Origin of the sequence: Nibribacter ruber (genome assembly GCF_009913235.1) — a bacterium.
In the GTDB taxonomy this organism is placed as follows: Bacteria; Bacteroidota; Bacteroidia; order Cytophagales; family Hymenobacteraceae; genus Nibribacter; species Nibribacter ruber.
This window is the reverse complement of record NZ_CP047897.1, coordinates 2767203-2780059: the sequence shown is the minus strand read 5'-3', so window position 1 is coordinate 2780059 and position 12857 is coordinate 2767203. Positions and strand designations below refer to the sequence as shown.

General features: G+C 49.9%; 13 protein-coding genes. 12 read left to right on the top strand and 1 reads right to left on the bottom strand.

Annotated features, from left to right (window positions below):
• The first annotated feature begins 168 nt into the window (after positions 1 to 168).
• The 8 genes from GU926_RS11670 to rpiB all read left to right on the top strand — a co-directional run bounded on the left by GU926_RS11670 (position 169) and on the right by rpiB (position 7160).
• Complete coding sequence (locus tag GU926_RS11670) at positions 169 to 1026, top strand: SDR family oxidoreductase (protein WP_160692047.1); 858 nt, start codon at positions 169 to 171, stop codon at positions 1024 to 1026.
• A gap of 63 nt (positions 1027 to 1089) precedes the next feature.
• Positions 1090 to 1383, top strand: coding sequence for a hypothetical protein (locus GU926_RS11665; RefSeq protein ID WP_160692045.1), 294 nt, complete (start codon positions 1090 to 1092; stop codon positions 1381 to 1383).
• A gap of 56 nt (positions 1384 to 1439) precedes the next feature.
• Positions 1440 to 1685: a hypothetical protein gene (locus GU926_RS11660; RefSeq protein WP_160692043.1), complete on the top strand. Its 246-nt coding sequence runs from the start codon at positions 1440 to 1442 to the stop codon at positions 1683 to 1685.
• Positions 1686 to 1857: 172 nt separating this feature from the next.
• Positions 1858 to 2556, top strand: coding sequence for a metallophosphoesterase family protein (locus GU926_RS11655; RefSeq protein WP_160692041.1), 699 nt, complete (start codon positions 1858 to 1860; stop codon positions 2554 to 2556).
• Between the two features lie 173 nt (positions 2557 to 2729).
• Positions 2730 to 4418 (top strand): T9SS type A sorting domain-containing protein, encoded by a 1689-nt coding sequence (locus GU926_RS11650; protein ID WP_160692039.1) that lies wholly within the window; start codon positions 2730 to 2732, stop codon positions 4416 to 4418.
• Positions 4419 to 4573: 155 nt separating this feature from the next.
• Complete coding sequence (locus GU926_RS11645; RefSeq protein WP_160692037.1) at positions 4574 to 5848, top strand: serine hydroxymethyltransferase; 1275 nt, start codon at positions 4574 to 4576, stop codon at positions 5846 to 5848.
• A gap of 15 nt (positions 5849 to 5863) precedes the next feature.
• On the top strand, positions 5864 to 6718 hold the full coding sequence (tatC, locus tag GU926_RS11640) for a twin-arginine translocase subunit TatC (protein ID WP_232058306.1): 855 nt from the start codon (positions 5864 to 5866) through the stop codon (positions 6716 to 6718).
• A gap of 10 nt (positions 6719 to 6728) precedes the next feature.
• The gene (gene rpiB, locus GU926_RS11635) at positions 6729 to 7160 is read left to right on the top strand and encodes a ribose 5-phosphate isomerase B (protein WP_160692035.1); all 432 of its coding nucleotides are present in this window, start codon (positions 6729 to 6731) and stop codon (positions 7158 to 7160) included.
• Positions 7161 to 7589: 429 nt separating this feature from the next.
• Here rpiB and GU926_RS11630 read toward each other — a convergent pair whose 3' ends face one another.
• Positions 7590 to 9002, bottom strand: coding sequence for a hypothetical protein (locus GU926_RS11630; RefSeq protein WP_160692033.1), 1413 nt, complete (start codon positions 9000 to 9002; stop codon positions 7590 to 7592).
• A gap of 84 nt (positions 9003 to 9086) precedes the next feature.
• On the opposite strand from GU926_RS11630, the gene rbfA reads away from it, so the two are divergent.
• The 4 genes from rbfA (at position 9087) to GU926_RS11610 (ending at position 12420) form a co-directional block, all read left to right on the top strand.
• The gene (rbfA, locus tag GU926_RS11625) at positions 9087 to 9557 is read left to right on the top strand and encodes a 30S ribosome-binding factor RbfA (protein WP_160692031.1); all 471 of its coding nucleotides are present in this window, start codon (positions 9087 to 9089) and stop codon (positions 9555 to 9557) included.
• Between the two features lie 41 nt (positions 9558 to 9598).
• Positions 9599 to 10411, top strand: a complete 813-nt coding sequence (locus GU926_RS11620) for a class I SAM-dependent methyltransferase (RefSeq protein WP_160692029.1) — start codon at positions 9599 to 9601, stop codon at positions 10409 to 10411.
• Positions 10412 to 10575: 164 nt separating this feature from the next.
• A complete protein-coding gene (locus tag GU926_RS11615; protein ID WP_160692027.1) occupies positions 10576 to 11046 on the top strand; it encodes a GNAT family N-acetyltransferase in 471 nt (156 codons plus the stop codon).
• Positions 11047 to 11196: 150 nt separating this feature from the next.
• Positions 11197 to 12420 (top strand): ABC transporter permease, encoded by a 1224-nt coding sequence (locus GU926_RS11610; RefSeq protein WP_160692025.1) that lies wholly within the window; start codon positions 11197 to 11199, stop codon positions 12418 to 12420.
• Positions 12421 to 12857 lie beyond the last annotated feature (437 nt).

Sequence of the window (12857 nt, the reverse complement as noted above, 5' to 3'; positions counted from 1 at the left end):
TGCCCTCGTTTTTGGTCTGTTTTCTGGAAAATAGCCTAAAAACGCCTGCCTTCTTCTCCTGGTATCCGTATTTCCTTATTCCATTCCTCTACCAAGAGGTACGTTTTCAAAGGTGCTTTTGTGATGGATGGGGAAAATATTTAGCAACCAACAATCAACCAGAAAACCATGGCAGACAAGAATCCTAAGAAGGTGCCAGACCAGCACCAACCTAAGCAGCCCGGCCTGGAGCACAAAATGACGCCAGAGCCCATTGTGATCAGAGACAACTACAAAGGCAGCGACAAACTCAAAGGCAGGAAAGCCCTTATTACCGGCGGCGACAGCGGCATTGGCCGGGCCGTGGCCGTGCACTTCGCCCGCGAAGGTGCCGACGTGGCCATTGTCTACCTAGACGAGACCCAGGACGCCAAAGACACGCAGAAAATGGTGGAGAAGGAAGGCCGTACCTGTGTGCTCATCAAAGGTGACCTGCGCGATGAGAAATTCTGCAAAGAGGCGGTGCAGCGCGCCGTGAAAGAACTGGGCGGGCTGAACATTCTGGTCAACAACGCCGCCGAACAGCATGAAAAGGAAGAGTTGCGTGAAATCACGGCCCAGCAATTGGAGAATACTTTCAAGACCAACATCTTCTCCTTCTTCTACGTGACGCAGGCCGCGTTGGACCATCTGCAGAAAGGAGACTGCATTGTCAATACCACGTCCATTACCTCCTACCGCGGCTCTGACCATCTTATGGATTATTCGGCCACCAAAGGCGCCATCACCACGTTTACCCGGTCCTTGTCGCAGAACCTGGCCAAGGAGGGCATCAGGGTGAACGCGGTGGCCCCCGGCCCTATCTGGACGCCGCTTATCCCCGCCACGCTGGAAGAAGTGGGCGATTTTGGGAAAGACCAGCCTATGGGCAGATTAGGCCAGCCTTCTGAGGTGGCGCCGGCCTATGTTTTTCTGGCCTCAGAAGACGGTTCATACATTACCGGGCAGACCATTCACGTCAACGGCGGCGAGATGATCAACGGCTAGAGCTTAACCTTTCCCCGCGGAAAGCAGTAAACTACCAGACATATTCACCTAATTCTAACGCCTATGGCAACTGAAGATAAAGACCAGCAGAACAACCATGCGCACGATCGTCCGGTGAGGGTGATTGATGACACGGCCACCAACATGGAAGACATGATGGCAGGACACATTATACCGGGCGCAGATCCGCCCAAGAACGAGGCCCAGCGCGGCGGTTTCGGGAACCGGGACGGCAAAGAAGGCTACGGCACCGACAGCTCTGACGGCCCTTCTGGCGTAAGCGTCAACGAAGACGCCGACAGCACTGAGCACCCCAAAGACAACATGCGCACCGATGACGAAGGACGCGGCACTTGATGCACGTCAAGGTCCGTAGATTAAATTGTGTAACAAAAGCAGAAAAGGAGGAAATCATGCCCTATAAAAGCAATAACACCAACCAGCAAGGCAGTGAGAACAAAGGGAATCCGTCTGGCCGCGGCCAAAGCAAAGCCGAGGTGAAGCAGCCCGGCAGCCCAGACCAGATCAAGCGTGACGAGGAGATTGTGTCCAAGCACGTACGCGATGGCGAGCGCGCCGCCCCAGACGCTGTCACCCATCCCAATAGAAACACTAACAAAGAAGACATAGACAAACCGTCTTACGGCGGAGGCTCTTAACTAAAATGTTCAGATGAACAGAAAGCACCTTCCCTTGCCGGGAGGTGCTTTTTTTGTGCGTTTTTGGCCGGTTTTTCAGGAAATAGCCCCAAAACGAATAATTGTATTTACATGAATTGTTAGCAAAGCTGCGGGTACTTTTCTATCTTTCGAGGCTGTTACCCATTCCCCCATGGCCCGCTACGCGATTTCTGACATTCACGGCTGTTTAGCCACATTCAAAGCCCTGGTGGAAGAGCGGCTGCAGCTGCAACCCCATGACCACCTGTACCTACTGGGAGATTATGTCAATAAAGGCCCAGACAGCAAAGGCGTGCTGGACTACCTCCTGCAGCTGCAGCGCGATGGCTACCAGCTCACCTGCCTGCGCGGCAACCATGACCAGCTTTTCCTAGACGCCGTCCAGAAAGGGGCGCACACTGTTTGGCTCTCCCCGGAAGACCAGCAAACCACGCTCCGCAGCTTCGGAGTGGACAAGTTTGAAGACATTCCAGCGGTGTACATCCAGTTCATCCAGTCCATGCCTCTGTTAGTGGTTTTAGACGACTACATCTTGGTGCACGCCGGCCTTGACTTTTCCCAACTGAACCTGCTTACCACAGATTCTCATACGCTGCTCAATATCAAACGCTTCCAGCCCACGGCTAAGAAATTAGGTGCCAGAACCCTGTTGCACGGTCATATGCCGGTGTCAAAGGCCGCCGTTGAGAAGGCAGTAACCCAGAAGCGACCTGCTTTTAACTTGGACGCTGGATGTGTCTATTACAAGAATGCGGAGTTTGGTTGGATGTGCGGTTTTGGGTTAGACTCCAAAGCACTGTTCTGGCAGGAGAATATGGAGGGTGAATATGATATTAAGGTGAAAGCGTGATAGGTGTGCAGTTACATTATTACATGGGATAACTGTACTGAATTGTATTTTTGAATATTGGGAGTTGCATATATTTAATAAAAAAATTAAAATACTCACTCTTGATTATTGAATAGCGAAGTAAAAAACCATATTTTTGTAATCAGTAATAATAGGCTCAAATAGAAAGACTTATGAAACAAACTTTACTCAGTGTCAATTTAAAGGGAATACGAGGGGTGCACGCAGTAATGCTTTTGGCCTTTCTAAGCCTATTCATGTCCTTTGGGGCGAGTGCTCAGACAGGAGCAACAGCAGCTTTCCCTATTGCTTATTACGGTAAATGGAGTACCCTTCCATCTGCGCCAAACTCAACCGTGCCTGGATGGTCACAAACGGGATTAAGTGGTGACCCTTTTAATACTAACTTAGGAAGTAGTACTGCTCCCAATGCCACCTCTACTGGTGTTGCAAATTTTACGAACGCTGGTGCAGTTTTGCAAGTAGATTTTGCGACCTCTGCCGACAAGTTGTCGTTTTTATATAATACAAAAAATACTGGAACATTTAATGGAGAATTTATAGTAGAAGAATCTTCCACAATAAATGGTGTCTATACAACTGTAGGAACTCCAATAGTTTCTATTACTGGCGGTACTTATTCATCGTCTTCTCAATCGGTAACTTTGCCTCTCAAGCCTGGAACAAGGAGTGTTCGCTTTAGATTGAAATCTATTACTGGTTCGAATCCAGTATATGTTGACAGAATAAACATAAGTCCTAATTTAAATGCCACCACAATAGATTCCTTCACTCCTGGTTCAGGCTCAGTTGGAGATGAGGTAGTGGTGACAGGCAAGAATATTCCGGAGATATCAGCCCTTGTTTTCTTTAACAGCGCAGGGGAAATGCTGGGTGCAGACGATGTGGTCGTTAACCCAGACCCTACAAAGCCAACTGGTACAGTGATTTCAGGAAAGGTGCCTGTCGACGCCGTAACAGGGAAAATCGGAATCATCGACGAGAACTATGAGATAATCGCCCTGAGTAGCAGTGATTTCTATATAGCTCCAGACATTACCTCTATTTCACCTAAGATAGGTGCCGTTGGTGATAAAATAAAAGTTTTTGGCACTAACCTGACGAACATTAACTTCATTCGTATTAATGGATTCAATGCTATTCACAAAGTAATTGATGGTGTCTTAACTGCAACTGTTCCAGCAGATGCGAACCCCGGAGTAGGATCATTGATTATCTCAACTTTAGGGGGTATCGACTCTGAAACTTTCACGGTTGACAATAATCCACTCCCAGTAGAACTGGTAAACTTCAATGCTACGCCTACCTCATTGGGAGCGAAACTTTCTTGGCAGACCGCTTCTGAGGAGAACAATGCTTACTTTGAAGTACAGTCTACCAACAACCTGAAATCTGGAGACTTCCAAACGCTAGGCCGTGTAGAAACGCAAAACAGCAACAGCAATACTTTGCTTTCTTATGACTTCTTGGATACAAAGACCGCAAAAGGAACCACCGTATACTACCGCTTGAAGCAAGTAGACACAGACGGTACTTTTGAGTACAGCAAAGTAGTTTCTGTGAACATCAAGCAAGGCGCCAAAGGACAAGGTTTGGTAAATGTATTCCCGAACCCGTTCAAGCAGCAAGTCAACATTGAAGTAGAAGCAGAGAAGGCGGGTGCTTTGGTAGCCACCTTATATGATGCAACTGGTCAGAAAGTGTTTGCCAAGTCTATCTCCGTTGAAGCAGGCGTAAATGCTAAAACGTTAGACTTGCCTTCTAACCTAAGATCAGGGCTTTACTTCCTGACAACGCAAGTAGATGGAACCACTAAGACTACTCGCTTAATCAAAGAGTAATCATTGATAGAGTTATAAAAAAAGCCTTAGCCTTTGCTAAGGCTTTTTTTATGCGTAGCCGTTTACAGGATAGAGGGCGCGTGCCAAACCTCTATGGCAAAGGATTGGTTAATTGACGCTTTCCCTGTACTTTTGAGAACCTAAACACCAGACGTATGCAACGCGACCAACAGATTTTCGACCTTATCCAGAAAGAGCACGAGCGCCAGTTACACGGAATTGAGTTAATTGCTTCAGAGAACTTCGTTTCTGAGCAAGTAATGCAGGCCATGGGTAGCGTGATGACGAACAAGTACGCTGAGGGCTTACCCGCCAAACGCTACTATGGTGGTTGCGAGATTGTAGACCAGTCTGAGCAGTTGGCCATTGATAGGGCTAAGCAACTGTTCAACGCAGAATGGGTGAACGTTCAGCCGCACTCGGGGGCGCAGGCCAATGCCGCAGTGATGCTGGGTGTTTTATCACCCGGAGACACCATCTTAGGCTTTGATCTGTCACATGGCGGACACTTGACGCACGGATCGCCGGTGAACTTCTCGGGCAAGTTGTACAGACCAGTGTTTTATGGCGTAGAACAGGAGACCGGCGAGATCAACTGGGACAACATACTGGAGGTGGCCAAGCGGGAGAAACCAAAGCTGATCATCTGCGGAGCCTCGGCGTATTCGCGTGACTGGAACTATCAGAAAATAAGAGAAGCCGCCGATGCCGTTGGCGCTCTAGTACTGGCAGACATCTCTCACCCGGCCGGTTTAATTGCCACCGGTTTGTTGAATGATCCGTTTGATTATTGCCACATTGTGACCACTACCACGCACAAAACCCTGAGAGGACCACGCGGCGGGATGATCATGATGCGCAAGGACTTTGAAAACCCCTTCGGGTTGAAGACGCCTAAGGGCGAAACCAGAATGATGTCTTCTATCCTGGACAGCGCCGTATTCCCGGGCACGCAGGGTGGACCACTAGAGCACGTAATTGCGGCCAAAGCGGTGGCATTCTTTGAGGCTTTGACGCCTTCTTTCAAGGAATACCAGATCCAGGTGCAGAAAAATGCGCAGGTATTGGCGCAGGCGTTTGTAAACAGAGGCTACCAACTCATCTCTGGCGGAACGGATAACCACTTGATGCTGATTGACCTGCGTTCTAAAGGATTGACGGGTAAACTAGCCGAGAACACCTTGATTAAGGCAGACATTACCATCAACAAGAACATGGTGCCGTTTGATGACAAGTCACCGTTTGTCACTTCCGGAATCCGGATTGGCTCGGCTGCCGTAACTACCCGTGGACTGAAAGAACAGGACATGGACCGCGTGGTAGACTACATTGACCGCGTGCTCATGAACCATGACAATGACACCATTCTTTCTGATACCAGAAAAGAAATCAACAGCTGGATGCAACAGTTCCCGCTGTTTAGCTACTAATCCTTGAATTGACCCATGACTTTACGTTCCGAAGAGGTGGCAGTGAATGGTGCTGAAGAACATGAAATGACCTTTTTGGACCACCTTGAGGCATTGAGGTGGCACTTGATACGAGCAGCTATTGCAGTGGTGGTCTTTACCATCCTGGCATTCAGCTTCCCGGAGATTGTGTTTCATGAAATCATCCTGGGCCCATCGCGTACAGACTTCTATACCTACCGCAAACTCTGTGAATTGGGCGCACAGCTCAATTCCAGTGGTTTGTGCATAGACAAGCTACCATTTGTGCTACAGAGCCGGGAGCTGTCCTCACAGTTTACCATGCACATGACCAGCTCCTTCGTGATTGGTCTGTTGCTGGCGTTCCCGTATCTGTTTTGGGAAATCTGGCGGTTCATCAAGCCCGGTTTGTACCCGCATGAGCAGAAGAACTCCAGAGGAGCCGTGTTCTTTGTGTCGTTTCTTTTCTTGCTGGGCTGTGTATTCGGGTACTTTATTGTATCTCCGCTGTCCATCAACTTCCTGGCCAACTACCAAGTAGACCCCAGCATCCAGAATGACATTGACTTGTCGGCGTACATTTCTACCCTCATGACCTTGGTGCTGTCTTGCGGCATCATGTTTGAGCTGCCCATGATTGTGTTCTTCCTGTCTAGAGCCGGTCTGGTGAGCCCAGAACTCATGAAGCTGTACCGCAAGCATGCCATTGTGGTCATCTTGATCGTGGCTGCCATCTTGTCGCCGCCAGACGTGTTGAGCATGACTTTGATGGGCATTCCCTTGCTGTTGCTCTATGAGGTGAGTATTCACATCTCATGGTTGGTGCGCAGACGGGACGTGGCCAGACTAAACAAACAAGCTACTTCTTAACCAGAATCTTATGAAAATTGCCTTAGGCGGCGACCATGCCGGCTTTCAATACAAAGAGATGCTCAAGGCCCAGTTAGAAGAGCTGGGGCATGAGATGAAGGACTTCGGGCCGTTCTCAGAAGCCTCTGTAGACTACCCAGACTTTGTTCACCCTTTGTCTACTGCGGTAGAAAATCAAGAACATGACTTGGGTATTTTAATCTGCGGAAGCGGCAACGGCGTAGCCATGACGGCCAACAAGCACGCCGGCATTAGAGCCGCGCTGTGCTGGAACAAAGAACTAGCCGAACTGGCAAAATCACACAACAACGCCAACGTATTGTGCATTCCGGCCAGGTTTGTGTCTGAAGAAGTGGCCAAGGACATGGTTACTGCCTTCCTTACTACTCCTTTTGAAGGCGGCCGCCACCAGAACCGCGTAGCCAAGATTGCCTGTTCTTAAGCAGTAAATCTATTTACAAGGCAAAAGCCGTTTTTGGCCTGATTTCAGGAAATCAGGCCAAAAACGGCTTTCTTATTTACAATCAAATAGTATTTGAAAGCTAAGAGGAAGGGGTTAAGCTGATAAGGTAGCAAAGAAATCAGTTAGCCCAATGAAAGCAACGAAAAAAAGTATTACCCTCGCTCGCCTCTGGCGAGTGTGAGTTACCTGCGGCCTCTGGCCGTTTGAAGAGATAGATTAGTTTCTAAGATGTTATCCAATTCAGTCTTAAGTCAAGAATGAGCATTATACTATTCTGTGAATAATGCATCAGGAATGTTCAACTTGTGGCCTGAGGCCGCAAGTAACTCACACTCGCCAGAGGCGAGCGAGAGAAAGGGTTTAATTAAAGAATTACTAGACAGGCAGACCTATTTCTCCAACTCTCTCCTACCTCACCAGTTTATACACCAAGCTATTTCCTTCGCGCTTATATCTGTTAAACAAGGCGGGGAGCTTATACTGTAGCTCTGGCATGAGGCTTTTCTGGTCAATGATATAGGCAGGCGGGGCTTTCCGTAAATCCTGGTAGATGGTGAAGAGAGCATCATACCGGGCCAGGTTGTTGAAGTAAGGCTGCGCCAGATCCCACCTCAGGTAAGGAGAGCCCAGGCTGTTCTGCTGGTAATAGTTCAAGTCTGGGCCCAGCACCAGAATTCGCTCATTCTGTACCTGCTGGTATTTGGGGAGCTCTCTTACTTGTATCAAGTCGGGTTCAATGGCCAAGGCAGAATACACCAGTCCCAACGGGTTATAGCGCATGAACAGCGTCCCTGCCAATAGCACCAGAAAGAACACCTCGTTAATGAGTACTTTTTTGCCGGTCCACTGCGTGAACAGAAAAACCCCGAAGTAGCCAATGATGGGCATGAACAGGATGAGGCCTTTGGCCGAGCCGTCATGGCCGCTCACCAGCACCAGGCCCACCACAATCAGCCAAATGAGCACAAACTGCAGGAAACGCGCCTGGTAGTTCAGGCCCAGGTTCACCAGCGGCAGCGTAATCAGAGACAAGGCCAGCACGCCCAGCGGAATGGCACCCACTTTCAAGACCTGTATAAACGGCAGCACGAACGTAAACCTGAACTGCCAGGACCAGGCCAAACCCAGTTCCAGAAACGGCATAAGTGAGTCGCGGTACAGGAAGTAGGTGACCACCACGCTAAACGGAAACACGAAACCCGTGATGAGCAAAAGGGTGCTTCTGAACGCGCTGGAGGCAAAATAGATGATGGCAAGGAACCCCAGCACCAAAAACCAGATCAAAGGCAGGTAGCATAGCGCGGCCAAACCCAGCATGAAGCCTGCCTTAAACAAGCGCTGCGCATTGGACCCGTCTTTGGAAATGGCCGTGAGGCTGTACACGCCCAGCAAGACAAACGTATGGCCCAACAGTACCGGCGACAGCACATCCATCTCAAAGAAGACACTGCTAAACACCAGATAGAACAACGCCGGCAAGAAGGACTTCTGCGGATGAACTTGATTTCTGTTGAAGATGTAGTTGAGTAGAAACGCCTGGTAAATGGTTAAAACCAGGGCCACTAGGCGGTGGGCCAGATAAGACTTGCCAAACAGCGCGTCCAGCCATTTGTACAGACCGGCGGCCAGCGGCGCGGTGGTGTCATACACGTCCTGGTACATGATAAAACCTCCATGCAGACGTTCCCCCAAGAGCACATGGTGCAACTCTGTAAGGGTGGCAGGCAGGCCAAAGAACAGCAGCGGCAGCCGAATCAAGAGAAACAGCAGCACCAGCACTACCCACCTGGAGGGAAACAAACTACGGAAGAAACGTATCAAGAGGGAACACAGAAGAGCCGGCCCACAAAGAGGACGGCGGTTTGTGAAGTAAAAATGTGAAATTAATGCGATATTTGTCGAACCATGGATAGTAAACGCCAACAAAAATTCGCCCGACTGATACAAAAGGAGCTGGCTGAAATCTTTCAGCGAGACGTTTCTCACTTGTTTCAGGGATCCTATATATCAATCAGTGGAGTACGCGTGTCACCAGATTTGGGCGTGGCCAAGGCGCATTTAAGCTTTCTGCTAAACCCCAACGGAAAGGATTTGCTCAAAGAAATTCAGTTTCATAGCAAGACCATACGCCATGAGTTGGCCAAGCGCATCAGAAACCAAGTGCGCGTAGTGCCTGAGCTTATTTTCTACATTGACGAAAGCGCTGAGTACGCCGCCAAGATGGACAAGATCATCTCGCAGCTAGACATTCCCGGCGAATCTAAAGAAGACCCTACCAATCCGTTCCGTTCGCCAGAAGAAGAGGAGGACGACTTCTATGAAGAAGACGAAGACCTGGAAGACGAGGAAGAGGATGAAGACACCCGCGACCGCTAACCTGCGCCGTCGCCTACCAAGCCAGAGAGACTAAACCCAACATGCAGTACGATCCTATCAAGCGCGTTCTAGGGGACGCGTTCAACAAAACCCCATTCCTGCGTAAGCTCTTTTACAACCTGCTGGACTTGCTTTTGCTTAGAACCTGGCACATTCACAAAGAATTGAGAGCCTGGGGCAAAGGCAGACGCCAACAGCCGCTTCAGATTCTGGACGCGGGCTCTGGCTTCGGGCAGTATTCTTATTACTTAACCGGCATGAGCGAGAAATGGCGCGTGCTGGCTGTAGACGTGAAAGACGAGCAGATTGCGGACTGCACCACCTTCTTCCGGAAGATCAACCGAAACAACGTCACCTTTAGAATAGAAGACTTAGTGACCTACCGCGAACCGCAGGAGACCTTTGACCTGGTGCTTTCTGTAGACGTGATGGAGCATATCTTAGAAGACGTGGAGGTATTCAAGAACTTTTACGCCTCTATGCGCCCCGGCGGCATGGTGTTGATTTCTACGCCATCAGACCAAGGAGGATCAGACGTGCACGGAGATGATGAAAGCTCTTTCATTGAAGAACACGTCCGCGACGGCTACAACATCCAGGAGATTCAGGATAAACTAAAGAGCGCGGGCTTCAGCCGCACAGAGGCGCATTACTCCTATGGCACACCGGGTAAGATCTCCTGGCGCCTGAGCATGAAGTACCCCATCTTGATGCTGGGTGCCTCTAAGCTGTTTTTTGTGCTGCTGCCTTTCTACTATGTGGTGGTGTATCCGTTCTGTCTAATCTTAAACTGGCTGGACACCAATTCCAAGCATGCCACCGGCACCGGGCTTATTGTCAAAGCCTGGAAATAAAACTTTCTGATAGTAAGTCGGTTCTTAAAGCAAGAGAGGCGTTTTTGGCTTCTTTTCCAGAAAACAGGCCAAAAACGGACAGCCTCCCATGATTTTGACGGTCTGCCCAGAAACGCTACCTTCACCCGCTCAGATAGTGAGGCCAACCTAATTCTTATTAGCCTATGATAGAGTTAGTCAGAACAGATTCAGCCAACCCAGACTTTGCAGAACTGGTTTTTCTGCTAGACGCTGAATTGCACGTGCGGGACGGGGACGATCATTCGTTCTTTGCGCAGTTTAACAAGATTGACACCATTAAAGAGGTAGTGGTGGCTTATCATGATGAACTGCCCGTGGGCTGCGGGGCCATTAAGCCCTTCAGCCAAGATATAGCAGAGGTGAAGCGCATGTTTGTGCTGCCAGAATTCAGGGGCCAGGGCATAGCCGGGCGGGTGCTGGAGGACCTGGAGCAGTGGGCCGCCCAGCTTCAGTTCAACTACCTTATTCTGGAAACCGGAAAGGCCATGCCCGAAGCCATCAGGCTCTACACCAAGAACGGCTTTGAGATCATCCCCAACTACGGCCAATATGCCAATATTGAGAGCAGCGTGTGTATGAAAAAGCCGCTGCTGCCTGAAAACGTGCTGCGCTAACCAGTTGTCTTTCTGATAGATAAATTCTTGAGGAAGACGGCTAGGTTCAGGAAAGAAAACCCTTTGCCGCCAAAACAGTACACGCAACCAGAATAGCGCAAAAGCCATTCACTCAAACAATCAATCTCTCCTTCACTCATACCCCACCAGATGAACGTTGCCCTTTTTATCGCGAAGCGGTACTTTTTCACCAAGAAGAAGCGCAACATCATCAACATCATTTCCATCATTGCCATGATTGGCGTGGGGGTAGGCACCATGGCCCTCATTGTGGTGCTGTCGGTGTTCAACGGTCTGGAAGATCTGATCAGGAGCCTCTACGGCAAGTTTGACCCCGAAATAAAAATCACCTCTGTGGAAGGAAAGTCGTTTGAAACCGATGCCGCTTTTCTGGAGCGCATCAAGAAAACGCCCGGCGTGGTCCTGCTCACCGAGGTCATAGAAGACAACGCCCTGCTCCGCTACAATGACCGCCAGATGGTGGTCAAGGTGAAGGGCGTAAGCGACAATTACTACAAACAAAACCAGATTGATTCTGCCATTGTAGACGGCGACAGGCTCTTGAAACGGGGCGGACAGCAGTATGCGCTCATTGGACGCGGCGTGCAGTACCAATTGTCCATCAGGCCAGAGAACCCGTTCTCGCCGTTGCAGTTTATGTACCCCAAGGCCGGCAAGAAAGTCACCTTGAATCCAGAGAACGCCTTCAGGCAGTTGGGCATACAGGCGGGCGGCGTTTTTGCCATTGAGCGGCAGTATGATGACCAGTATGTGTTTGTGCCGCTAGACTTTGCGCAGGAACTGCTGGGCTATGAGAACAAGCGCACCTCTCTTGAGGTAAAAGCAGATACCCCCGGCAACATAGACAAAATCAAGAATGCCCTGCAAGAAAAGCTGGGGCCGGGTTTTCTGGTACAGAACAGCGAAGAGCAGCACGTAAGCCTCTTGCGCGCCGTCAAGGTAGAGAAGCTGTTCGTGTTTGTGACCTTCACCTTCGTCTTGCTCATTGCGTCCATCAACATCTTCTTTTCCCTGTCCATGCTGGTGCTGGATAAGCAGAAAGACATTGCCATTCTGGCCTCGCTGGGCGCTGACCCCGGCACCATCCGGAAGATTTTTTTGCTGGAAGGGGCTATTGTCGCTTTTACCGGAGCCGTGGCGGGCCTGGTGATTGGCGGCACCATCTGCTGGGTGCAGCAGACCTTCGGGATTGTGTCTATGGGTATGACCACCTCGGTGGTAGAGGCCTATCCGGTACTCATGCGGGTAGAGGACTTTCTGTTCACCGCCGCCGCCATCATTGTGATCACACTCTTGGTGTCCATCCGTCCGGCCCGCAAAGCGTCTTCCCTTTCCATCAGAGAAAATCTCTAGCTCCTAAATCCCGTTTTTGGCCGATTTCCTGGAAAATTGCCTAAAAACGGAATAGCGCAGTCTCTTCTCTCTCAGGGAGAGGTTTTTTTAACTGGCGCGAGTCTCCAGACTCGTGGATGCCGGGTAGTCTCTCGACTACCCTCGCGGGCACCGCGAAACCAGTGCGGATTGCTTTGTATCTTCTGAATTATCTTGCCTGCCTAAGTCATCCCCCAACCCCTTCAAAGGGGGACAGAATGCGTGTTTTCTGTAGAGACAATGGCACTGCCTTGTCTCCAACGCGTTGCTTTCTTTTGCTTATAAATCCTGCTGGTGTAAACACCCCCCCCTTCGCCCCCCTCAAGGGGGGAATCTTCGTTTACCAAAGGCTTCTACTAAACGCACCGATTCCAGTCTTTCCGTCGAGTCGCCTAAGCAGGTTGCCGCCTCGAGTTAGA

Bases quoted from the DNA above. Each gene is read 5' to 3' on its own strand.
- GU926_RS11610 (WP_160692025.1), top strand. From the start codon at position 11,197: ATGAACGTTGCCCTTTTTATCGCGAAGCGGTACTTTTTCACCAAGAAG.
- GU926_RS11645 (WP_160692037.1), top strand. From the start codon at position 4,574: ATGCAACGCGACCAACAGATTTTCGACCTTATCCAGAAAGAGCACGAG.
- GU926_RS11655 (WP_160692041.1), top strand. From the start codon at position 1,858: ATGGCCCGCTACGCGATTTCTGACATTCACGGCTGTTTAGCCACATTC.
- GU926_RS11660 (WP_160692043.1), top strand. From the start codon at position 1,440: ATGCCCTATAAAAGCAATAACACCAACCAGCAAGGCAGTGAGAACAAA.
- rpiB (WP_160692035.1), top strand. From the start codon at position 6,729: ATGAAAATTGCCTTAGGCGGCGACCATGCCGGCTTTCAATACAAAGAG.
- GU926_RS11650 (WP_160692039.1), top strand. From the start codon at position 2,730: ATGAAACAAACTTTACTCAGTGTCAATTTAAAGGGAATACGAGGGGTG.
- GU926_RS11670 (WP_160692047.1), top strand. From the start codon at position 169: ATGGCAGACAAGAATCCTAAGAAGGTGCCAGACCAGCACCAACCTAAG.
- rbfA (WP_160692031.1), top strand. From the start codon at position 9,087: ATGGATAGTAAACGCCAACAAAAATTCGCCCGACTGATACAAAAGGAG.
- GU926_RS11665 (WP_160692045.1), top strand. From the start codon at position 1,090: ATGGCAACTGAAGATAAAGACCAGCAGAACAACCATGCGCACGATCGT.
- GU926_RS11620 (WP_160692029.1), top strand. From the start codon at position 9,599: ATGCAGTACGATCCTATCAAGCGCGTTCTAGGGGACGCGTTCAACAAA.
- GU926_RS11615 (WP_160692027.1), top strand. From the start codon at position 10,576: ATGATAGAGTTAGTCAGAACAGATTCAGCCAACCCAGACTTTGCAGAA.
- tatC (WP_232058306.1), top strand. From the start codon at position 5,864: ATGACTTTACGTTCCGAAGAGGTGGCAGTGAATGGTGCTGAAGAACAT.